The 20,221-nt window shown below is 63.1% G+C and carries 19 protein-coding genes; 14 read left to right on the top strand and 5 right to left on the bottom strand.

The window, feature by feature from the left end:
- Nucleotides 1–47: 47 nt before the first annotated feature.
- The 9 genes from K7H91_RS07785 to K7H91_RS07745 all read left to right on the top strand — a co-directional run bounded on the left by K7H91_RS07785 (nt 48) and on the right by K7H91_RS07745 (nt 8,998).
- Entirely contained in the window at nt 48–1,655 is a 1,608-nt protein-coding gene (locus tag K7H91_RS07785; protein WP_230719640.1) for an ABC transporter substrate-binding protein, read from the top strand.
- The gene (locus K7H91_RS07780; protein ID WP_230719639.1) at nt 1,652–2,755 is read left to right on the top strand and encodes an NAD(P)/FAD-dependent oxidoreductase; all 1,104 of its coding nucleotides are present in this window, start codon (nt 1,652–1,654) and stop codon (nt 2,753–2,755) included. Before K7H91_RS07785 ends, K7H91_RS07780 begins: the two co-directional genes overlap by 4 nt.
- A gap of 31 nt (nt 2,756–2,786) precedes the next feature.
- Nucleotides 2,787–3,137: a RidA family protein gene (locus K7H91_RS07775; RefSeq protein WP_230719637.1), complete on the top strand. Its 351-nt coding sequence runs from the start codon at nt 2,787–2,789 to the stop codon at nt 3,135–3,137.
- 63 nt (nt 3,138–3,200) lie between these two features.
- Nucleotides 3,201–4,208: an ABC transporter permease subunit gene (locus K7H91_RS07770; protein WP_230719636.1), complete on the top strand. Its 1,008-nt coding sequence runs from the start codon at nt 3,201–3,203 to the stop codon at nt 4,206–4,208.
- Complete coding sequence (locus K7H91_RS07765) at nt 4,201–5,115, top strand: ABC transporter permease subunit (RefSeq protein WP_230719635.1); 915 nt, start codon at nt 4,201–4,203, stop codon at nt 5,113–5,115. Before K7H91_RS07770 ends, K7H91_RS07765 begins: the two co-directional genes overlap by 8 nt.
- A gap of 2 nt (nt 5,116–5,117) precedes the next feature.
- Nucleotides 5,118–5,936 (top strand): ATP-binding cassette domain-containing protein, encoded by an 819-nt coding sequence (locus K7H91_RS07760; protein ID WP_230719634.1) that lies wholly within the window; start codon nt 5,118–5,120, stop codon nt 5,934–5,936.
- The gene (locus K7H91_RS07755) at nt 5,936–6,820 is read left to right on the top strand and encodes an ATP-binding cassette domain-containing protein (RefSeq protein WP_230719633.1); all 885 of its coding nucleotides are present in this window, start codon (nt 5,936–5,938) and stop codon (nt 6,818–6,820) included. The genes K7H91_RS07760 and K7H91_RS07755 overlap by 1 nt, the downstream gene beginning before the upstream one ends.
- The gene (locus K7H91_RS07750) at nt 6,810–7,916 is read left to right on the top strand and encodes an alpha-hydroxy acid oxidase (protein WP_230719632.1); all 1,107 of its coding nucleotides are present in this window, start codon (nt 6,810–6,812) and stop codon (nt 7,914–7,916) included. The genes K7H91_RS07755 and K7H91_RS07750 overlap by 11 nt, the downstream gene beginning before the upstream one ends.
- Complete coding sequence (locus K7H91_RS07745; protein WP_230719631.1) at nt 7,913–8,998, top strand: NAD(P)/FAD-dependent oxidoreductase; 1,086 nt, start codon at nt 7,913–7,915, stop codon at nt 8,996–8,998. The genes K7H91_RS07750 and K7H91_RS07745 overlap by 4 nt, the downstream gene beginning before the upstream one ends.
- A gap of 678 nt (nt 8,999–9,676) precedes the next feature.
- On the opposite strand, the gene K7H91_RS07740 is transcribed toward K7H91_RS07745, so the two are convergent.
- From K7H91_RS07740 to K7H91_RS07720, 5 genes are all read right to left on the bottom strand, one after another.
- Nucleotides 9,677–10,708 carry a methionine synthase gene (locus tag K7H91_RS07740; RefSeq protein ID WP_230719630.1) on the bottom strand — a complete coding sequence of 344 codons (1,032 nt, stop codon included), beginning with the start codon at nt 10,706–10,708 and terminating at the stop codon, nt 9,677–9,679.
- Between the two features lie 29 nt (nt 10,709–10,737).
- A complete protein-coding gene (locus K7H91_RS07735; RefSeq protein WP_269066079.1) occupies nt 10,738–11,715 on the bottom strand; it encodes a DUF1852 domain-containing protein in 978 nt (325 codons plus the stop codon).
- A 274-nt stretch (nt 11,716–11,989) separates the two neighbouring features.
- On the bottom strand, nt 11,990–12,862 hold the full coding sequence (locus K7H91_RS07730) for a LysR family transcriptional regulator (RefSeq protein WP_230719628.1): 873 nt from the start codon (nt 12,860–12,862) through the stop codon (nt 11,990–11,992).
- Between the two features lie 97 nt (nt 12,863–12,959).
- Nucleotides 12,960–13,583 carry a class I SAM-dependent methyltransferase gene (locus K7H91_RS07725; protein WP_230719627.1) on the bottom strand — a complete coding sequence of 208 codons (624 nt, stop codon included), beginning with the start codon at nt 13,581–13,583 and terminating at the stop codon, nt 12,960–12,962.
- The gene (locus tag K7H91_RS07720) at nt 13,583–14,512 is read right to left on the bottom strand and encodes an NAD(P)/FAD-dependent oxidoreductase (protein ID WP_230719626.1); all 930 of its coding nucleotides are present in this window, start codon (nt 14,510–14,512) and stop codon (nt 13,583–13,585) included. Before K7H91_RS07720 ends, K7H91_RS07725 begins: the two co-directional genes overlap by 1 nt.
- 134 nt (nt 14,513–14,646) lie before the next feature.
- On the opposite strand from K7H91_RS07720, the gene K7H91_RS07715 reads away from it, so the two are divergent.
- The 5 genes from K7H91_RS07715 to arcC all read left to right on the top strand — a co-directional run bounded on the left by K7H91_RS07715 (nt 14,647) and on the right by arcC (nt 20,208).
- Nucleotides 14,647–15,123 (top strand): RrF2 family transcriptional regulator, encoded by a 477-nt coding sequence (locus K7H91_RS07715; RefSeq protein WP_230719625.1) that lies wholly within the window; start codon nt 14,647–14,649, stop codon nt 15,121–15,123.
- Between the two features lie 462 nt (nt 15,124–15,585).
- A complete protein-coding gene (locus K7H91_RS07710) occupies nt 15,586–17,034 on the top strand; it encodes a YfcC family protein (protein WP_230719623.1) in 1,449 nt (482 codons plus the stop codon).
- 14 nt (nt 17,035–17,048) lie between these two features.
- A complete protein-coding gene (locus tag K7H91_RS07705) occupies nt 17,049–18,278 on the top strand; it encodes an arginine deiminase (protein ID WP_230719621.1) in 1,230 nt (409 codons plus the stop codon).
- Between the two features lie 11 nt (nt 18,279–18,289).
- On the top strand, nt 18,290–19,291 hold the full coding sequence (gene argF, locus K7H91_RS07700; RefSeq protein ID WP_230719619.1) for an ornithine carbamoyltransferase: 1,002 nt from the start codon (nt 18,290–18,292) through the stop codon (nt 19,289–19,291).
- Nucleotides 19,292–19,293: 2 nt separating this feature from the next.
- A complete protein-coding gene (arcC, locus tag K7H91_RS07695) occupies nt 19,294–20,208 on the top strand; it encodes a carbamate kinase (RefSeq protein ID WP_230719618.1) in 915 nt (304 codons plus the stop codon).
- Nucleotides 20,209–20,221: the final 13 nt, after the last annotated feature.

Below are 20,221 nucleotides of genomic sequence, written 5' to 3'. Positions count from 1 at the left end.
AACGGCCGGGCAAACGATAGGCTTGAGCCGAGCAAGAAGGGAACGACATGAGCAAGCTGAAATATCTTTGCGGCGCAGCGATGCTGGCGCTGGCGCCTGCCGCCCATGCGGGCGTTCTGACCGTGTGCATCGAAGGCGCACCGGAAACCTTCAACCCGGAACTGACCAGCAACGGCACGACCGCCTATGTGCTTGGCCAGATTTACGATGGCCTGGTTTCGGTCGAGCGCGGCGGATCGCAAATCGAACCGGCGCTGGCCGAGAGCTGGGAGATTTCCGACGACGGCAAGACCTACACATTCCATCTGCGCCGCGACGTTGCCTGGCAATCGAACGACAGCTTCACGCCCACGCGTCCGATGAACGCCGATGACGTGATCTTCACCTTCGACCGGATGATGAACACGGACCACCCGTATCATCAGGTTTCCGGCGGCACCTATGTGACCTTCAACGCGAAGCTTGCCGACAATATCGATAGCGTCGAAAAGATCGACGACCACACCGTCGCCTTCAAGCTAAAAGAGCCGCTCGCCGCCTTCCTCGGTACGATGGCGCATGGCTCGATCGTCATTACCTCGGCCGAATATGCCGATGCCATGATGGAAGCCGGCACGCCCGAGCAGTTCGACCTTGAACCGATCGGAACCGGTCCCTTCGAACTGCAGGCCTATCAGACGGATGCGGTGGTGCGGCTGCTGCCCTTCGCTGACACCTGGGGCGCGGCGCTCGGCGACGACGAGCGCACGCCGATGGTCGATGCCGTCGTCATGGCGATTTCGGCGGATGCCACCGTGCGCCTGCAGCGGGCGGAAGCGGGCGAATGCCTGATCAGCCTCTATCCGAACCTCGCCGACCGCGCGCAAATCGAGGAGGCCGAGAATATCGATGCCGTGCAGACGCCGGTTGCCTCAACCGGCATGCTGCATTTCAACTTTCGTGACGACAGGCTGAACAAGCGGGAGGTCCGTCAGGCGCTCGCCCAGGCGATCGACATGGATAACCTCGTCGATGTCGTCTACAGCGGCATGGGCCATGTGACCGGCGCCGTCGTTCCGCCGGCAATGTGGGGTTCTGCCACCGATATCGGTCCCTGGCCCTATGATCCGGAGGATGCCAAAAAACTGTTGGCGGACGCCGGCTATCCGGACGGTTTCGAGGTCGATCTCTGGGCCGTGCCGGTATCGCGTCCCTACATGCCGAACGGCCGCCGCGCCGCCGAGATGATCCAGGCCGACTGGGCGGAGATCGGCGTCAAGGCCAATATCATGACCTATGAATGGGCCGAATATATTCAGCGCGCGCGCAATGGCGAAGCCGAGGTGGGCATGTTTGGCGGGATCTACGATTTTCCGGATCCGAGCCAGATTCCCAATAACTACCTGACCTGCAATGCCGAAGGCACGCCGGCGCCGTCGAATATCGGCGCATGGTGCGATGACGATTTCAACGCGGTCATGAAGAAAGCCGGCGCGATCTCCGATCAGGACGAACGCATTGCGCTCTACCACGAGGCCCAGCAGATCGTTCATGACGAAGTGCCGGTCGTCGTTCTCGGCGGCGCCGACACGATCACGGCGGTTAACGAGAAGGTTCACGGCTATGTCCCGGCGATTTTCGGTTCGTCCCGCCTTTCCGGAGTAACCGTGGAATGAAGGTAACCGTTATCGGCGCCGGTATTCTCGGCGCCAGCACAGCCTACCATCTGGCGCTTGCCGGCCATGACGTCACCATCGTCGACCAGGAGCATCAGGGCAAGGCGACGCTTGCGGGGGCAGGCATCGTCTGCCCCTGGGCCACCAAGGCCGATGAGCCCGAATGGTACAGCATGTACGCCGCCGGCGCCCGCTACTATGACGAGCTCGTTTCCGGACTTGCGGAAAGGGGCGAGACGGATGTCGGCTACCGCAAGGTCGGCGCGCTGGTGACGGCGGAGGATCCCGCCGAATACGATGCCGCCGGCGAACGTCTCGCGCAGCGCACGGCCGATGCGCCCGAGTCCGGCGGTTTCGAAGAGATCACACCGGCGCAGGCCCAGACGCACTTCCCGCCGATCAACAAGGCCTACAAGGCGTTCTACGTTCCAGGCGGCGCGCGGGTGAACGCCCGTCAGCTCGCCCCCGCCATGGTGCGGGCGGCCGTGAAACTTGGCGCGACCTTCATCAGCGATCTGGCGACGCTGAAGCTTCAGGGCGGCCGCGCGGTCGTTCTCGACGGGCGCGGCCAGCCGATACCATCTGAACAGGTCATCGTGACGGCGGGCGCCTGGGCATCGCAGATTCTTGCGCCGCTCGGCCTCGTCGATCCGGTAAAGCCGCAACGCGGGCAGATCCTGCATTTCGGCATCAAGGGGGTCGACACGTCGCAATGGTCGGTGCTGCTGCCGATGGCAAGCCATTACCTGCTCGCTTTCGACGACAGCCGGGTCGTGGTCGGCGCCACGCGCGAAGACGGCAAGGGCTTCGACTATCGCGTGACCTGCGAGGGGCAGCACGAGGTGCTGACAGCAGCACTTCGCTACGCCCCTGGCCTCGCGGATGCGACGCTCATCGAAACACGGATCGGCTTTCGTCCGGCGCCGCCGGAATTCCGGCCGATACTCGGACCGGTTCCGGGCATTGACGGGCTTGTCCTCGGCAACGGCCTGGGCGCCGCCGGACTGACGATCGGTCCCTTTGCCGGCCGTCAACTGGCGCGCATCGCCACGGGTCAGGCGGCGGAAGTGCCGCTTGAGCCCTACCATCCCGCCGCCTGACCGAGGCGGCGGCAACTTCCAAGGAAAAACAATGATCAAACGCCTGAATTCCCGTCCCCACCTGCATGGCGGGGTCGTCCACAATGGTGTGCTTTACGCCTCCGGCCACGCGGCCACCGATCTGAGCCTCGACATGAAGGGCCAGACCGCAGAAATCTGCGCCAAGCTCGATGATCTGCTCGCCCAGGCCGGCAGCGACAAGTCCCGGCTGCTGCATGCCCGGGTCTACCTGTCCGACATGTCCGGCAAGGCCGCGATGACCGAAGCCTGGACGGAATGGCTGAACGCCGCCGATCTGCCCTCGCGCGCCGCGATCGGCGGCGCCGATCTGGGCGATCCGCGACGTCTCGTCGAGATCGTGATCACGGCGGCAACCGACTGACCTCACCGCTGGGGTTTCCGGGTGGCGGGCAGCCGCCATCCGGCTCTTTGAAAGGATCGTCTCTTGCTCCGCTATCTCGTTGGAAAGCTTCTGGTGCTGATACCGACCTTGTTCGGCATCACCATCGTCGCCTTCGGTTTTGTCCGGGTGCTGCCCGGAGATCCGATCATGCTGATGGCCGGAGAGCGCGGCATGACGCCGGAGCGTCATGCCGAACTGATGAGACAGTTCGGCTTCGATCGGCCAATCTGGCAGCAATATCTCGCCTATCTCAACGACCTGCTGCACGGCGATCTCGGCACATCGCTTGTAACCCACCGCCCGGTGTCCGGCGATTTCCTGACCTTTTTTCCCGCGACAATGGAGCTCGGGCTTTGCGCCATGTTCCTTGCTATCCTCATCGGGCTGCCGCTCGGCGTTTTCGCCGCCGTCAAACGCGGCAGCTGGTTCGAGCAGATTTCCATGACCTCCGCCCTCATCGGCTATTCCATGCCGATCTTCTGGTGGGGACTGCTGATGATCATCCTTTTTTCCGGCACGCTCGGGTGGACACCGGTTTCGGGCCGGATCGGGCTTCAATACTATTTCCCTCAGCCGACCGGGTTCATGCTGATCGACAGCCTGCTTTCCGGTCAGGCCGGCGCGTTCCGCTCGGCGGTGTCGCACCTGATCCTGCCGACAATCGTGCTCGCCACGATTCCAATGGCGGTGATCGCGCGTCAGTCGCGTTCGGCGATGCTTGAGGTGTTGAGCGAAGACTATGTGCGCACCGCCCGCGCCAAGGGCCTGGGACCGGCGCTGATCGTTGGCCGCCATGCGCTGCGCAACGCGCTGATCCCGGTTGTCACGGTCATCGGACTTCAGGTGGGTTCGCTGATGGCGGGCGCCATCCTGACCGAGACGATCTTTTCCTGGCCCGGCATCGGCAAATGGATGGTCGATTCCATTTCCAAGCGGGATTATCCGGTGGTCCAGGGCGGCCTGCTCGTCATCGCCGTCGTGGTCATGGTCGTGAACCTGATCGTCGATCTTCTCTATGCCGTCATCAATCCGAGGATCCGTCATGGCTGAACCGCTCGCTCCGATCAGGCCGGATACGGCCGACGCAGGAACCGGCCGCGCCGCGTTTCGAGCCTTTTGGCGCGATTTCCGCCGCAATCGCGGGGCTCTGATCGGCCTCGCCGTTATCGTTCTCCTTATTGTCGTGGCGGTGCTGGCGCCTGTGCTTGCGCCGTATGACCCGACGCATCAGTTTCGCGACAACCGGCTCCTGCCGCCGTTCTGGCAGGCGGGCGGGCAACTGGCATTTCCGCTCGGGACGGACGCCGTCGGACGCGACATGCTCTCGCGGCTGATCTTCGGCGCGCGCTATTCACTGCTGATCGGCGCGATGGTGGTGACAATCGCGCTTGTCGGCGGCATCGTGATCGGGCTCGTGTCCGGCTATTTCGGCGGCTGGGTCGACAACGCCATTATGCGGGTGATGGATGTCATCCTCGCTTTTCCCTCGTTGCTTCTGGCGCTCGTTCTGGTCGCCATTCTGGGGCCGGGGCTCACCAATGCGATGATCGCCATCGCGCTCGTCCTGCAGCCGCATTTCGCCCGCCTTGCCCGCGCCAGCGTGATGAACGAGAAGGCGCGGGAATATGTGGTGGCAGACCGGATCGCGGGCGCCTCCGCCCTTCGGCTGATGTTCGCGACCATCCTGCCGAATTGCCTCGCGCCCCTGATCGTTCAGGCGACGCTGTCGTTCTCCACCGCCATTCTCGATGCCGCGGCCCTTGGTTTCCTCGGTCTTGGCGCCCAACCGCCGACGCCGGAATGGGGCACGATGCTTGCCGAAGCGCGCGAGTTCATCCTGCGCGCCTGGTGGGTGGTCACCTTTCCCGGGATCGCCATCCTTGTCACGGTCGTGGCGATCAATCTGTGCGGCGATGGCCTGCGCGACGCGCTCGACCCACGCCTGAAGAGGAGCTGAACATGGGCCACCTCCTTGAAATCCGCAACCTGACGGTCAGCTTCGAGACGGATGACGGACCGATGATGGCGGTGAGGGGGATCGACGTGCATGTCGACGCCGGCGAGGTTCTGGCCATTGTCGGCGAAAGCGGATCGGGAAAATCCGTCGCCATGCTGGCGGTGATGGGCCTTCTGCCCGACACCGCGACGGTTGCCGCCGACGCGATGCTGTTTGACGGCATTGACATCGCCGGCCTTTCGCCGCGCGAACGCAGGCGGATCATCGGCCGCGACATCGCTATGATCTTCCAGGAGCCCGTCGCTTCGCTCAATCCGGCCTATACCGTCGGGCTACAGATCGGCGAGGTGCTGAAGAAGCATCAGGGCCTCGGCCGGGCCGAGCGCCGCGAGAAGACGCTGGAATTGCTCCGTGCCGTCGGCATGCCGGAGCCCGAACAGAAAATCAGTGCCTTTCCCCACCAGATGTCGGGCGGCCAGTGCCAGCGGGTCATGATCGCCATGGCGATCGCCTGCCAGCCGAAACTGCTGATCGCGGACGAGCCGACGACAGCGCTCGACGTTACCATCCAGAAGCAGATCCTCGACCTGCTGATCGACCTTCAGGAGCGAAGCGGTATGGCATTGATTATCATCACCCACGACATGGGCGTGGTCGCCGAGACCGCCGAGCGCGTCATTGTCCAGTATCAGGGGCGAAAGCGGGAAGAGACGGATGTGCTGTCGCTTTTCGTCTCACCTCAAGACGCCTACACCAAGGCATTGCTTTCCGCACTGCCGGATCGCAGCAGCGGCGGGCCGCTGACGGGAGTGGACTTCTGATGGCCGGTCAGGAAACGCCCGTAATCCTCGAAGGTTTCGGTCTGGTGCGTGAATATCCCGGTCGCGCCCGGCTCCTGCGCAGGGCCGAGCCTGTCAGGGCGCTCAAGGGGGTCGATCTCAAGCTCAGAAAAGGCAGCACGCTTTCCGTCGTGGGGGAGACCGGCTGCGGCAAGTCGACGCTTGGCCGCATCCTGACGCTGATCGACCCGATGACCGAAGGCGAACTGATCGTCGACGGCGAGCAGGTGGATATCCGCCGCCATCACCTTTCGCCCGAACTCAGGCGCAAGGTCCGGATCGTGTTCCAGAATCCTTACGGATCGTTGAACCCGCGCAAGAAGGTCGGTGATGCGCTTGGCCAGGAACTGCTGCTGAACACCGCGCTCGACGGCGCGGCGCGGCGCGAGCGGGTTGGCGACATGCTCGAACGGGTCGGGCTCGAGCGAGACCATGCCGCACGCTACCCGCACATGTTTTCAGGCGGTCAGCGTCAGCGTATCGCGATCGCCCGGGCGCTGATGGTCAACCCGAAGATCGTGATTCTCGACGAACCGGTGAGCGCGCTCGATCTTTCGGTGCAGGCGAAAGTGCTGAACCTGCTTGCGGACCTGCAGCGTGAGTTCGACCTTTCTTACGTTTTCATCAGCCATGATCTCGGCGTGGTCCGAAGGATCTCCGACGAGGTCATGGTGATGAATGCCGGCGAGGTTGTGGAGCGCGGCGCCTGCGAGGCGATCTTCGCAAACCCGACCCACCCCTATACGCGGCAATTGCTTGCCTCGACGCCTTCCACAGACCCCGACGCCATCCGCGCGCGCCTTGCCCGTCACGCCGAACGACGGTCGCGGCCCTTCCAACCGACAGGAGATGAACGTGACCGATAGAGACGAAGAAGTCCGCCGCGACGATCGCTATGCCACGCGCGAAAAATACGCCTCTCTCAGGGGCATCCATGCCGCCGCGCGGCACAATCTCTCGGACGCGGTCTGGAACTACATGCATTGCGGCACGGGCGACGAAGTGACGGCGCGGAGCAATGTCTCGGCGTTCGATGCCTATCTATTCGACGCTCCGCTCTTTGCCGGCGTCGCCAACCCGGATACGCGCACGACCGTATTCGGCCATGAGCTTTCCTTTCCCGCCTTCACCGCGCCGTTCGGCGGCGGGGAAACGCTGTTTCATACAGACGGCATGCTCGCTGTTGGCCGTGCGGCCCATGCCGCCGGCATTCGCCAGATGGTTCCGGTCGCTGCCGGACATTCGCTGGAAGAGGTGCGCGCGGCTTCGCCTGCGGCCGTCATCTTCCAGATGACGTTCTGCGGCGAGGAAAACCATGTCATCGACATGATGCATCGCGCGAAGGACGCCGGCTATGAACGCATCTGCGTGACCTACTCGCCGATCCGCCAGTGGCGTGAGCGGATGATGGAAGACCGATTCTCGATGCCGGGAGCGGGAAAGCCGTCGAATTTCGGGCCGGGAAAATCGGACCAGGCGATGCTGCGCGAACTCCTGGACTTTACGAAGCCGCGCTGGGACTGGGCAAAGGCGGCGCGCGTGATTGCCGAGGCGCCGCTGCCCTGCATCGTCAAGGGCGTTTCCAGCAAGGCCGATGCGCGTGCCGCCCTTTCGGCCGGCGCCGAGGGGCTCTACGTCTCGAATTACGGCGGCCGGACGATTGATCGCGAGCCGGCCTCGATTAACACGCTTGCCGAGGTTCGCGCCGAGGCCGGGGCCGATGTCCCGATCGTCTTCGACAGCGGCATCCGGCGCGGCAGCGACATCGCCACCGCGCTCGCGCTCGGCGCCGATGCGGTCGCCCTTGGCCGAAGCTGCGCGCTGGGGCTTGCCGCGGACGGCGAGGCCGGCGTGAAACGCGTGCTCGATCTTCTGAAGGATGAGTTCTGGACGACCCTCGGCCATCTAGGCTGCTCTTCGGTGAGCGATCTTTCACCCGAAATTTTCCGGTCGCGACCATGAAAATCGCAGTTATCGGCGCCGGCGCAATCGGCGCGAACATTGCCTATCGCCTGAAGAAGCGCGGGGCCGACGTCGTCCTGATCGACAAGAGCGCGCCGGGAACGGGCACGAGCGGCGCCTCCTTCTCGTGGCTGTCCTCCTTTCCGCAACTGAGCTGGCCGGAAATGCCCGGCCGCCGGCAGTTGCGCCTCTCGGTGAATGCGCGCTTCGACCGGCTGGCAGAGGAACTGGGCGGCGACTGGCTGGACTGGTCGGGGACGCTGACGGTCGCAAGCGCCGTTCCCGACTTCGACAAGGCGGTGGCGCTCAGCAGGGAAGCCGGAGCGCAGGTCGAGGTCCTTTCCCCAAACGAAGTCAGCGATATCGAGCCGCAACTCCGCTTGCCGGAAGACGAGCGTGTGGCCTTCGAACTGCGTTCGGGCTGGGTTGACGCGCCGGCGATGATCGAACAACTGATCCGGGTTTTTACCCTCAGCGGCGGTGAATTGCGGATCGGCAGCGGCGTAGCGGCGATCGAGTATCGCGCCGAAGGCGTCAGCGGCCTCGTGCTTGAGGATGGCGCGCGGATCGGCGCAGATATTGTCGTCAACGCGGCCGGCGGCCACGCGACCCACATCGCTGCCATGGCCGGGCTTGCCATGCCGCTCGAACTCGTGCCCGGCGTCATGGTTTATGCGGGTGCAGGACGCCCTGATCTGCCACAACGCGTGATCAACGGCGCAAACTGGCTCCTGCGGCCGGATCGCGACCACGGCACGGCCATTCACTGGCGCGGCGAGGGGCTGACGGCAACCCATGGCAAGAACGGCATTTCAGGAACTGATATGCTAGCCGATGTCGCCAGCGCCGTTCCGTCGCTCGAAGGGCTTGAGCCGTCAGCCATGCGGGTCGGCATTCGCGCGATCCCGCCGGGCGGACCGGTCATCGGCTTCTTGCCGTGGCTTGCCGGATTCTATTTCGCGGTTTCCCACGGCGGCATCGGCTGGGGACCGGTCTGGGCCGACCTCGCCGCTCGGGAGATGCTGGATGGCACGGCGGCAACGGAACTCGACGGGCTGCGGCCCTCGCGATTTTATTTCTGAAGCCGGACCACCAGCCCACTTGTCTTGGAAAAAAATCCGCTCTCGAAGCAAAAATTGTAGGTTTCCTTTCCGGTTGTCACGGCAACAATCATCAAACCGGATCGGATTATTAAGCACCGCCAGGAGGAGCCTGATGGCGGGGTAACCCAGCCTCGGGAAGGCAACGCAGATGCTGGTGCTGCTTATACCCGCTACTAAATGCATTATATCGCAGGCCGTGAGATCCGCACAAAGCTATGGCCTGGGGCCGGTATCCAGAAGCACTTGCGTGAAAGGCCGCCATGATCGGGCTGTATCAGGCCCGGTCGTCGAGGCCAGGCGGGATCAATCACACCGGCCTCGTACAGGCCGCCGTCAAGGCCGATGAAGGCCAGCGCTGCGGCGAGAGCGGTCGCAGGATGGATGAGGCCTGTCATCAAAGCGATCGTTGAAGATTCGATGTTACCGCCGGGTTTCCTGCGGCTTGTTGCTGGCTCCATTCCTGAAGTTCGCTTTCATCCCGGAAGTCGAGATGGACGCCGTGACGAGGACAGGCCTATTGCCGCGATCGCGCGAAGCGCTGCGCGCGAGACGTAGTCTGCCGGACCGCCTTTGGCAGGCGGCTACGCTTCCCGGCAATGAGGCAGCGAGCTTTCCCTCCGGCGCTTTGCCGAGAATTTCAGAGCCATTTCAGTGGGCTTATACAGCCGCGATTTCCCGCCGGATGATTTCCGCGCCTGCCGAAAGGGCTTGCAGCTTGCCGCGGGCGACGCTGCGCGCAAGCGGCGTCATGCCGCAATTGGTGCAGGGGTAGAGCTTGTCCGCGTCGACGAATTGGAGCGCCTTGCGGAGAGTCGCGGCGACCTCCTCCGGCGTTTCGATGGCGTTGGTCGCCACGTCGATCGCCCCGACCATCACCTTCTTGCCGCGGATCAGTTCGATCAGTTCCATCGGCACATGCGAGTTGTGGCATTCCAGCGAGACCAGATCGATATTGGAGGCCTGAAGCTTGGGGAAGGTTTCTTCATACTGCCGCCATTCGGAGCCCAGCGTCTTCTTCCAGTCGGTATTGGCCTTGATGCCATAGCCATAGCAGATGTGAACCGCCGTTTCGCATTTCAGCCCTTCGATCGCCCTTTCGAGCGTGGCAATGCCCCAGTCATTCACCTCGTCGAAGAACACGTTGAAGGCGGGCTCGTCGAACTGGATGATGTCCACGCCGGCCGCTTCCAGCTCGCGCGCTTCCTGATTGAGAATTTTGGCAAACTCCCAGGCAAGCTTTTCACGGCTCTGGTAATGGGCGTCATAAAGCGTGTCGATCATCGTCATCGGACCGGGCAGCGCCCACTTGATCGGACCGTCGGTCAGGCTGCGCAGGAATTTCGCATCTTCGACGAAGACCGGCTTTTCGCGCGACACGGCGCCGACAACGGTCGGAACGCTGGCATCATAGCGATTGCGGATCCTGACCGTCTCGCGCTTCTCGAAATCGACGCCATCGAGATGCTCGATGAAGGTCGTGACGAAGTGCTGGCGCGTCTGTTCGCCATCGCTGACGATATCGATGCCCGCGCGCTGCTGCTCGGCCAGCGTCAGCCGCAGCGCATCCTGTTTGCCCTCGGCCAGTTCATCGCCCTCGAGCTTCCAGGGGGACCAGAGCTTTTCCGGCTCTGCGATCCAGGCGGGCTTGGGCAGGCTGCCGGCGGTCGATGTGGGGAGCAGTTTGTTCATGATCGCGACCTTGTAGGTTCTTGGATGGGTCAAAGGGCGTGTTGCGCTGACAATCGGCCCAGAAGGGATGCGTGGGGCTTGATGAAATGCTCCTCCGCGAACCTGCCTTGCTCGATGGCGAGCCGGGTTCGTTCCTCCCGGTCATAGACGATACGGGTGAGCGAATGGTCGTTCTGCTTCAGGTTCGGTTTGTAGCATTGGCCCGCAACCGAGTTCGCGTTGTAGATCTCCGGCCGGTAGATCCGCTGGAACGTCTCCATGGTGCTGATGGTGCCGATCAGTTCCAGATTGGTGTAGTCGTTGAGCAGGTCTCCGAAGAAATAGAAGGCCAGCGGCGCCGCGCATTCGGGCGGCATGAAATAGCGCACCTGCAATCCCATCTTGCGGAAATACTGCTCGGTCAGCGACGGCTCGTTGGCCTCGTATTCAACGCCCAGGACGGGGTGCCGGTTTGCGGTGCGGCGGTAGATCTTGTTTTCCGAAACGCTGAGGCAGATGACCGGGGGCTTGCGGAAATGCGCCTTGTACGCCTTCGAATTCACGAAGCACTGGAAGAGCTTTCCGTGCAACTCGCCAAAATCTTCCGGCACGCTGAAACCTGCCCGGTCCCTGTTATGCTCGGGTAGCCGGATGCTGAAATCATAGTCGCGCACATAGGAGGAGAAGTTGTTTCCCACGATGCCTTCGATCCGCGCGCCGGTCCTGCGATCGAGGATCGTCGTCTTCAGCACCTCGATGGCCGGGAAAGCCTGGCCATTGCCGCCAATATCCAGTTCGGCGGAAATGATGTCGAGCTCGACCGCGTAACGGTCGCTTTCCGGATTGTCCCAATGCGCGAGATCGTTGCAACGATTATCGATCATGCGCAACGCGTTGCGCAGGTTCTCCTGCCGGCGCTCGCCGCGCGCCAGGTTCGCGAAATTGGTGGTCGTCCGCGTGGCATCGGACGGCTCGTAATTTTCGTCGAAACGAATGCTCTTGATCGTGAAGGTGAGGTCATTGGTCATCGTGGTATCCTGGCTTCCGAGAAAGCGCGCGCTGGCATTGATTGCGTTTTCGAGGCCTGTCGAGCCTGCCCCGTCGGCCGTCTTCATGAGACGACGGCTCAGGCGTTGGGTGTTGTATGCCCGAGTTTTCCCATGATAAAAAATGATTATTTTTCAGAAAAACATGACACGTCGTCATGTTGAGACGATCCGTTTCGGAGCCGCCGCGCGACGATGCCCGTTCGTTGCATGGGCACGACAAACGACCAGGCGTCGCCGGCCCTCCAGCGAGGGCTCAGATCTGAACGGCCTCGGCCAACCCCATGAAACCATCCATGTAAGCGGCCCGGGTGCCCTTGCGGTGGCCGAGATGGATGGATTTGGCGATGCCTTCGCCAATCCGCACGCCCGTCACCCCCTTGGCCTCGCGCAGAAGCCAGTCGGGGGTGGCGCTGACGGCGCGGCCGGACGCCACCAGCCGCAACATCAGGTCGGTCGTCTCCACTGTGCGGTGGCGGCGCGGCAGGGCATGGGCGGGCACGAGAAAGCGGGTAAAGATATCGAGCCTTTCGCGGGAAACCGGATAGGTGATCAGGGTTTCGCCCGCCAGGTCCTCCGGCTCGACCGATTGTTTTCGCGCGAGCGGATGCGTTTCGGCCACGGCCAGAACCAGTTCGTAATCGAAGACAGGCCTGTATTCGAGCCCCGCGCGCTCGATCGGATCGGGGGTGACGAGAATATCGATTTCGTGGCTCAAAAGCGCGGCCAGCCCGCCGAACTGAAAGGCCGTGGTCACGTCCAGTTCGACATCCGGCCATTCCGCCAGGAACGGGTCGACCACGCGCATCAGCCAGTCCTGGCAGGGGTGGCACTCCATCCCCACCCGGATCGCGCCGCGCCGCCCGCGCGCATAATCCTCGATCACCGTCGCGCCATGTTCCAGTTGCGGCAGCACCCGCTGCGCAAGGCCGAGAAGATAGTCTCCGGCAAGCGTCAGGCGCAGCTTGTGCCCCTCGCGCTCCCAGAGCTTGACGCCATAGCGGTCCTCGAAGCGGCGGATGGCATGGCTGACGGCCGATTGCGTCAGGTTCAACTGCTCGGCCGCCTGGGTCAGACTGCCCGTCCGGTCAATCTCGCGCAGAATGGTGAGGGGCTGGATGTCGATCATGGAGCATGAATCCCAGTCATAAATGTGAACTTATGGTCGAATCCACGTCATGATAGAGAAGTGATCTCGTCTTACCAAGAGCCCATAGCAGCTCTGCTCAGCCGATGCGTTGAAGGAAGATGATATTGTCCTTCACCAGCGCGGTCTGTCCGCCCGGCCCCTTTGCCACGCGCTCGATCTGGCAGACGCAGTTTCTTTGCCAGTCATGGGCGACAATATCCATCGCGCGAAACGTCTCCTCGGCGGTGGGCGGCGGCGTCTCATTCGACGACCATGACCATGGCGCGTACGAGCCATGCTCGACGATCAGCAGATGTCCGCCCGGCCTGACGACACTGGCGGCGCGCGCCAGAACCCGGGTGCGCGGCCAGTCGTGCGGGGAATGCAGAAAGCTTGCCGTCACCAGATCATAGTCGTCCTCGGGGAAGGAAATGGCGAGATCATGCACCTCGAAGCGCATGCGCTCCGCGACGCCGGCGCGCCGCGCATTCTCCGCGGCATATTCCAGCGCGACGGAGGATATATCGACGGCCGTCACCTTAAAGCCTCGCCCGGCGAGCCAGACGGCGTCATCGCCCTTGGCGCAGCCTAGCTCCAGCGCCGCGCCGGCGACAAGCGGACCGGCAAACTGGGCAAGCGCCATCCCCGGCTTTCCGGATGAGGTTGGCGTGGCCTTGGAATAGAGATCGTTCCAGAATTCATCCTGTGCGACCGCCTGCATCACGATGCCCTCCCATTCTGCGGTCTGAAATCGGGGTCGAAGATCAGCGAGCGATGGGCAGCGCCGCCGGCCATCACCCCCGCCGCGGCTGCCAGCGTCGCGTTCGGCATCGGACTGGCCAGATCGCCGGCGGCGAAGACACCGGCAACCGTCGTCGCCTGCATCTGGTCGACGGCAACATAAGGCCCGGTCGGCCCGTCCCGCAGTTCGCAGCCCAGTTGCGCCGCGATGTCGCTGGAGGGCGCTGTCTGCGGCGCGAGGAACAGCCCCGCAAGCGGAACCATCCGTCCGTCTTCCAGCCGCACCGCTTCAAGCGCCGGACCGGTTCCGATAAGTTCCACCACCGGCGTTTCCTCGATCTGCACGCCCCGGCTCTTCAGCGATTGCACTTCCTCATCAGTCGGATGGAATGCTCTCCCCGTAAACAGCGTCGTCTGCCCCCAGTCGGGCAGCAGCATCGCCTGATGGAAGGCCATCTCATCGCGCGCCAGCACGCCGACGGGCTGCCGGTCGAGCTCATAGCCGTGGCAATAGGGGCAATGCAGCACGCTTGCGCCCCAGCGTTCGGCAAGGCCGGGCAGATCCGGCAGGCTGTCGCGCACACCATAGGCCAGAACGATCCGCCGGGCGGCGACGTCGCTGCCGCCCGCCAGCGTCACGCGGAAACCTTCGCCCTCCCGCCGGGCTGAAAGTGCCGCTTCATCGCGAAAACGAACGGTCGGATAGGCGCTCAGCTCTTCGCGCAACCGCGCCTTGATCGCGACCGGGCTTTGCCCGTCCTGTCCCGGAAACCCGTGCGATGCTTCAGCGAACCGGTTTCTGGGCATGCCGGTATCCAGCACCAGCACCGCCTTTCGCGCCCGCGCCAGCTGCATGGCGGCGGACATGCCGGCAAAGCTGCCGCCGATAATGAGAACATCATGATCCATAGCCTGCTCCTGTGTTCGGTTTTAATGTATTTTTATGAGTTACATGAAATCACAAAACCTGGCAAGACATGAAACTTTCATTGTTGCGTGATGGATGCTAAACAAAAGATGCCCAAACGCCAGGAGCCCATTTCATGCCGCGCGATCTCCGCCTCTCCCGCATGCTGCACGTGCTGATCCATCTCGACCGGCATGTCGAGCGCGCGACGTCGGATCAGATCGCCGGGATGATCTCGACCAACCCTGTCGTGGTGCGGCGCATGATGGCGGGCCTCAGGGACAAGGAAATCCTGATCTCGGAAAAGGGCCATGGCGGCGGCTGGCAGCTGGCGCGGCCCTTGAGCGCGATATCGCTGCTGGATGTCTACGAGGCGATCGGCAGCCCGCCTCTGTTCAACATCGGCCCCGGCGCCGAACCCGCCGATTGTCTGGTGGAGAAGGCCGTCGACGCCCGGCTTGATCTCGCGATGCAAGAGGCCGAGCGCCGGCTGTTGCAGCAGTTTTCCGAAATCTCGGTGGAAGACCTGGCGCAGGATTTCGAGCACCGGTTCGCCGCGCTTCAGGCCGATGCGGGTGATCGGGAAGCGGCCTTTTCGCATATCAAAGGCTGATGTGTCTGCATGAGGGCGGCCTCCATGAAAGATGAGCGAACCCGATTTGCATTCAAGACACCGCCCCATAGAGATGATGTGCTCTGACTGTAGGGCGATATTCTCGATCTGGAGCGCCATATCATGGACCGCACGCACAAGACAGGGATGATATGATGACGTTTCCGCCTCAAACCGACATCTCCACGCAACCGCCGGCAACACAGTCAGCGCAGCTTGCGCTTTGAGCGTGGGGCTTTGATGCGGTGGGCTTTCGTCTCATCGGCTGCCGTTGGCGGCACTGTGCCGAGCTGAAGAGCCGACGCCACTTATGTTGCCTGTTAAGCGCTTTCGCGCCATTTCAAATCCCGGCGCGTTAACCTCGGTCAATGCGATGCCGCGGGAATTCGGCTCAGGTCCATTTCGAAAGGACCCTTCAGGGCGCAAGCCGGGGGAGCTCCCTTGTCAGCCGGAGGACCGCACATGACCGATCAGACCACGCCGCCGGGCGAACCGGCGCCAGAGCTTACATCCCGTTTTCCGACAGCCTACACGATCCTGTTTCTTCTGATCGTGTTCGTGGCCGCGCTGACCTGGATCATTCCGGCCGGCCAGTATGACCGGGTGATGAATGAGGAGGTCGGGCGCGAAATCGCGGTCGCCGGCACCTATCACGAGGTCGACCCCAACCCGCAGGGCTTCGTCGACGTGATGCTGGCGCCGATTGCCGGGTTCTACAATCCCGACAGCTATGCGGCCAACGCCATCGACGTGGCGCTTTTCGTTCTGTTCCTGGGCGGCTTCCTCGGCGTGGTGAATGCCACCGGCGCGATCGACAAGGGGATCAAGGCGGCGATGTTCGACATGAAGGGGCACCAGATATGGATCATTCCGATCATGATGGGTCTTTTCGCGCTGGGCGGCACCACCTATGGCATGGCTGAAGAGACGCTGGCCTTCTATGCCATCCTGATCCCGGTCATGATCGCCGCGGGCTACGACGCCGTGACGGGGGTCGCGATCATCCTGATCGGCGCGGGCATCGGCGTGCTCGGGTCGACGATCAACCCCTTCGCCACCGTGATTGCCTCCAATGCGGCAAGCATTCCCTTCACCGACGGGTTGATCCTGCGGCTGGTGCTCCTCTTGGGCGGTCTGGTGATCTGCGCGGCCTATGTCATGCGCTATGCCCATCGGGTCAGGACCGATCCGTCACGCTCGGTCGTCGCGAAACAGGCCGAGGCCCATAAAAAGATCTTTCTTCAGGACAAATTCGGGGAAGAAACCGAGGCGAAGCTGAGTGGCATCCAGAAGATCGTTCTGGTGATCTTTGCCACCACCTTCGCGGTGATGATCTGGGGTGTCTCCAGCCAGGGCTGGTGGATGGCGCGGATGAGCGCGCTGTTCCTCGGTTCGGCCATCGTCATCGGACTGATCTCGCGGCAGGGCGAAAAACACCTCACCGGTAATTTCGTTGACGGCGCGCGCGATCTTCTGGGCGTAGCGCTCGTGGTCGGGCTGGCGCGCGGCATCGTCGTCATCATGGAAAACGGGCTGATCGCCGACACGATCCTGCACGGCGCCGAACAGACGCTCGGCGGGCTCGGCGAGCTGGCCTTCATCAATGTGATGTTCTGGATCGAGCTCGGCATGAGCTTCTTCGTCCCGTCATCATCGGGTCTGGCGGTGCTGTCGATGCCCATTCTGGCGCCGCTTTCCGACTTTGCCGGCGTCGGACGCGATCTTGTGGTCACGGCCTATCAGTCCGCAAACGGGCTGGTGAACCTGATTAATCCGACCTTCGCAGTGGTCATTGGCGGGCTTGCCATCGGGCGGGTGTCCTATGATCGCTGGATCGTCTTCATCTGGCCGCTGATGCTGATCCTTCTGGTCTTCATCTCGGTCGTGCTGAGTATCGGCGCATTACTGTGAAAGAGAGGTCCGTTATGACCAGTCATCAACTCGGGGTTCATTCCGAAAGCGGCAAGTTGCGGCAGGTCATCATCTGCCGGCCCGGCCTCGCGCACCGGCGGCTCACGCCCGACAATTGCGAGCAATTGCTTTTCGACGACGTGTTCTGGGTCAAGCAGGCGCAGAAGGACCACGACGCCTTTGGCGAGGCGATGCGCAACGAAGGCGTCGAGGTGCTGGAAACCGGCGCGATGCTGGCGGAGATTCTGGACAACCCCGAGGCCCGCAAATGGGTGCTCGACAACCGCATCTCGGCCCAGCATGTCGGCATCGGCATGCAGCGGGAGTTGCGCGACTGGATGGACACGCTTGAGGGCGCCAAGCTTGCCGAATATCTGATCGGCGGGCTGACGGTCGCCGATCTGCCGTTTGAGGCCAAGGGCATGTTCGGCAGTTATCTCGGCTATCACGGTTTCATTCTGCCGCCACTGCCGAATTTCCTGTTCACCCGCGACAATTCGGCCTGGCTCTATGGCGGCGTCACGCTGAACCCGATGTACTGGCAGGCGCGCCGCCCGGAAACCCTGCTGACCGCCGCGATCTACCGGTTCCACCCGAAATTCGCGGGCAAGGTCGAGGTGATCTGGGGCGATCCGCTGGCCGATCACGGGCTTGCCACGCTTGAAGGCGGCGACCAGATGCCGGTCGGCAACGGCCTGGTTCTGGTCGGCATGGGCGAGCGCACCTCGCCGCAGGCCGTCGGGCTTCTGGCCGAGGCGCTGTTCAGCCAGGGCCGCGCCGAACGGGTGATCGCCTGCCAGATGCCGAAGGAACGGTCCGCCATGCATCTCGACACGGTCTTCACCTTCTGCGGCGGCGATGTCGTGACCAGCTTCAAGGAAGTTGCCGACGAGATGACCTGCTACGACCTGCACCCCGGCGAGGGCGGCAAGCCGATCGACATGCGTCACGATAAACGCCCGCTGTTCGAGGTCGTGGCCGATGCGATGGGCTTCAAGCGGCTGAAGGTCATTCCCACCGGCGGCAGCGATCCGTTCGAACAGTCGCGCGAGCAGTGGAACGACGGCAACAACGTGCTGGCGCTCAGGCCCGGTCTGGTGATGGGCTATGACCGCAACGACGACACCAATGCGGCGCTGCGCGCCGAAGGCATCGAGGTGATCGAACTGCCCGGCGCCGAACTCGGACGCGGACGCGGCGGCAGCCGCTGCATGTCCTGCCCGACAATGCGCGATCCGGCCTGAGGAGATAAACCATGGCTTACAATCTGAAGAACCGCCATTTCCTGACCCTGCGCGATTTCACCCCCCAGGAAATCGCCTTCCTTCTCAAGCTCGCGGCCGATCTGAAGACCGCGAAATATGCAGGCACCGAGGTGCCGACGCTCAGAGGCAAGGAAATCGCGCTGATCTTCGAGAAGGACAGCACCCGCACCCGTGTCGGCTTCGAAGTGGCGGCCCATGATCAGGGCGCGACGGTCACCTATCTCGGCCCGTCCGGCAACCACATGGGCCACAAGGAAACCGTCAAGGATACCGCAAGGGTGCTCGGCCGCGTCTATGATGCGATCGAGTATCGCGGCTTCGGGCAGGAGGTGGTGCAGACGCTCGCCAAATGGTCGGGTGTGCCGGTCTATAACGGGCTGACGGACGAGTTCCACCCGACACAGATCCTCGCCGATTTCCTGACCATGCAGGAACATTGCGACAAGCCCCTGCGCGAGATCGCCTACTGCTTCATGGGTGACGCGGGCAACAATATGGGCGACAGCCTGCTGATCGGCGGGGCCAAGATGGGCATGGATGTGCGGCTCTGCGCGCCGGAAAGCCTGTGGCCGACGGTCGAGATCCGCAAGGAGGCGGAAGGTATCGCGGCGGAAACCGGCGCGCGCATCACCGTGACACAGGATGTGGACGAGGCCGTGAAGGGCGCGGATTTCCTCTACACCGATGTCTGGGTGTCCATGGGCGAGGGCAAGGAGAAATGGGCCGAGCGCATCGACCTTCTCAAGTCCTATCAGGTCACGCGCGCGGTGATGGAAAAGACCGGCAATCCGCGCACGAAGTTCATGCATTGCCTGCCGGCCTTCCACAACACCGATACCAGCGTCGGCAAGGAAATCATGGATCAGTTCGGCCTCGATGCGATGGAGGTCACCGAAGAGGTGTTCGAAAGTCCCGCCTCGATCGTGTTCGATCAGGCGGAAAACCGGATGCACACCATCAAGGCCGTACTGGTCGCCACGCTGGGAGGTTGACCATGCTTGTCGTGGCCGCACTGGGCGGCAATGCCCTGCTGAAGCGCGGAGAGCCGCTGACGGCGGAAAACCAGCGCGCCAATGTCCGCGCTGCGGCGCAAGCGCTGGCCCGCATCGTCAAGGCCGGTCACCGTCTGGTCGTCACCCATGGCAACGGCCCGCAGGTGGGCCTTCTGGCGTTGCAGGGCGCGGCCTACAAGCCGGACGAAGCCTATCCGCTGGATGTGCTCGGTGCGGAAACCGGCGGCATGATCGGCTATATGATCGAGCAGGAGCTTGAAAACGCGCTCGATCATGCTCAGCCGGTCGCCACGCTGTTGACGCAGGTCGTCGTCGACGGGCGCGACCCGGCCTTCGGCAAGCCGACCAAGTTCATCGGGCCGGTCTATGAGCGCGAGGAGGCCGAGGCGCGCGCCAAGGCGGCGGGCTGGACCATTGCGCAGGATGGCGACAAGTGGCGGCGGGTCGTGCCGTCGCCCGCGCCGCAGGAAATCCCGGATATCAGGGTGCTGCGGCTTCTGCTGGATCAGGGCGTGATCGTGATCTGCACCGGCGGCGGCGGCATTCCCGTGCTGCGCATGCCGGATGGCAGCATGACCGGCATTGAGGCGGTGATCGACAAGGACGCGGCCAGCGCCCTTCTGGCGCAACAGCTCGGCGCCGATGCGCTGCTTTTGCTGACCGATGTGGATGCGGTCTACACCGGTTTTGGCACGGATGACGCGGCGGCGATTGCCGAACTTACGCCTGAGAAGGCCCGTTCGCTCGACCTGCCGGCCGGGTCGATGGGGCCGAAGATCAAGGCCGCGGCGGATTTTGCAGGCCATGGCGGACTGGCCGGGATCGGCCGGCTCGATCAGGCCACCGCCATTCTGGAGAAGCGGGCCGGGACCCGCATAACTGCGGAAACAAGCTGAGGGAAGGAAAGAA

It is taken from the genome of Martelella mediterranea, from assembly GCF_021021415.1.
Taxonomy (GTDB): Bacteria; Pseudomonadota; Alphaproteobacteria; order Rhizobiales; family Rhizobiaceae; genus Martelella; species Martelella mediterranea_C.
Note: the sequence above shows the minus strand (reverse complement) of the source record. Positions and strands in the feature narration are given on the sequence as shown.

Coding starts and splice junctions, on each gene's coding strand:
- K7H91_RS07765 (WP_230719635.1), top strand. CDS start 4,201: ATGGCTGAACCGCTCGCTCCGATCAGGCCGGATACGGCCGACGCAGGA.
- argF (WP_230719619.1), top strand. CDS start 18,290: ATGGCTTACAATCTGAAGAACCGCCATTTCCTGACCCTGCGCGATTTC.
- K7H91_RS07740 (WP_230719630.1), bottom strand. CDS start 10,708: ATGAACAAACTGCTCCCCACATCGACCGCCGGCAGCCTGCCCAAGCCC.
- K7H91_RS07755 (WP_230719633.1), top strand. CDS start 5,936: ATGGCCGGTCAGGAAACGCCCGTAATCCTCGAAGGTTTCGGTCTGGTG.
- K7H91_RS07745 (WP_230719631.1), top strand. CDS start 7,913: ATGAAAATCGCAGTTATCGGCGCCGGCGCAATCGGCGCGAACATTGCC.
- K7H91_RS07730 (WP_230719628.1), bottom strand. CDS start 12,862: ATGATCGACATCCAGCCCCTCACCATTCTGCGCGAGATTGACCGGACG.
- K7H91_RS07760 (WP_230719634.1), top strand. CDS start 5,118: ATGGGCCACCTCCTTGAAATCCGCAACCTGACGGTCAGCTTCGAGACG.
- K7H91_RS07735 (WP_269066079.1), bottom strand. CDS start 11,715: ATGACCAATGACCTCACCTTCACGATCAAGAGCATTCGTTTCGACGAA.
- K7H91_RS07705 (WP_230719621.1), top strand. CDS start 17,049: ATGACCAGTCATCAACTCGGGGTTCATTCCGAAAGCGGCAAGTTGCGG.
- K7H91_RS07725 (WP_230719627.1), bottom strand. CDS start 13,583: ATGCAGGCGGTCGCACAGGATGAATTCTGGAACGATCTCTATTCCAAG.
- K7H91_RS07720 (WP_230719626.1), bottom strand. CDS start 14,512: ATGGATCATGATGTTCTCATTATCGGCGGCAGCTTTGCCGGCATGTCC.
- K7H91_RS07710 (WP_230719623.1), top strand. CDS start 15,586: ATGACCGATCAGACCACGCCGCCGGGCGAACCGGCGCCAGAGCTTACA.
- K7H91_RS07715 (WP_230719625.1), top strand. CDS start 14,647: ATGCCGCGCGATCTCCGCCTCTCCCGCATGCTGCACGTGCTGATCCAT.
- K7H91_RS07775 (WP_230719637.1), top strand. CDS start 2,787: ATGATCAAACGCCTGAATTCCCGTCCCCACCTGCATGGCGGGGTCGTC.
- K7H91_RS07785 (WP_230719640.1), top strand. CDS start 48: ATGAGCAAGCTGAAATATCTTTGCGGCGCAGCGATGCTGGCGCTGGCG.
- K7H91_RS07780 (WP_230719639.1), top strand. CDS start 1,652: ATGAAGGTAACCGTTATCGGCGCCGGTATTCTCGGCGCCAGCACAGCC.
- arcC (WP_230719618.1), top strand. CDS start 19,294: ATGCTTGTCGTGGCCGCACTGGGCGGCAATGCCCTGCTGAAGCGCGGA.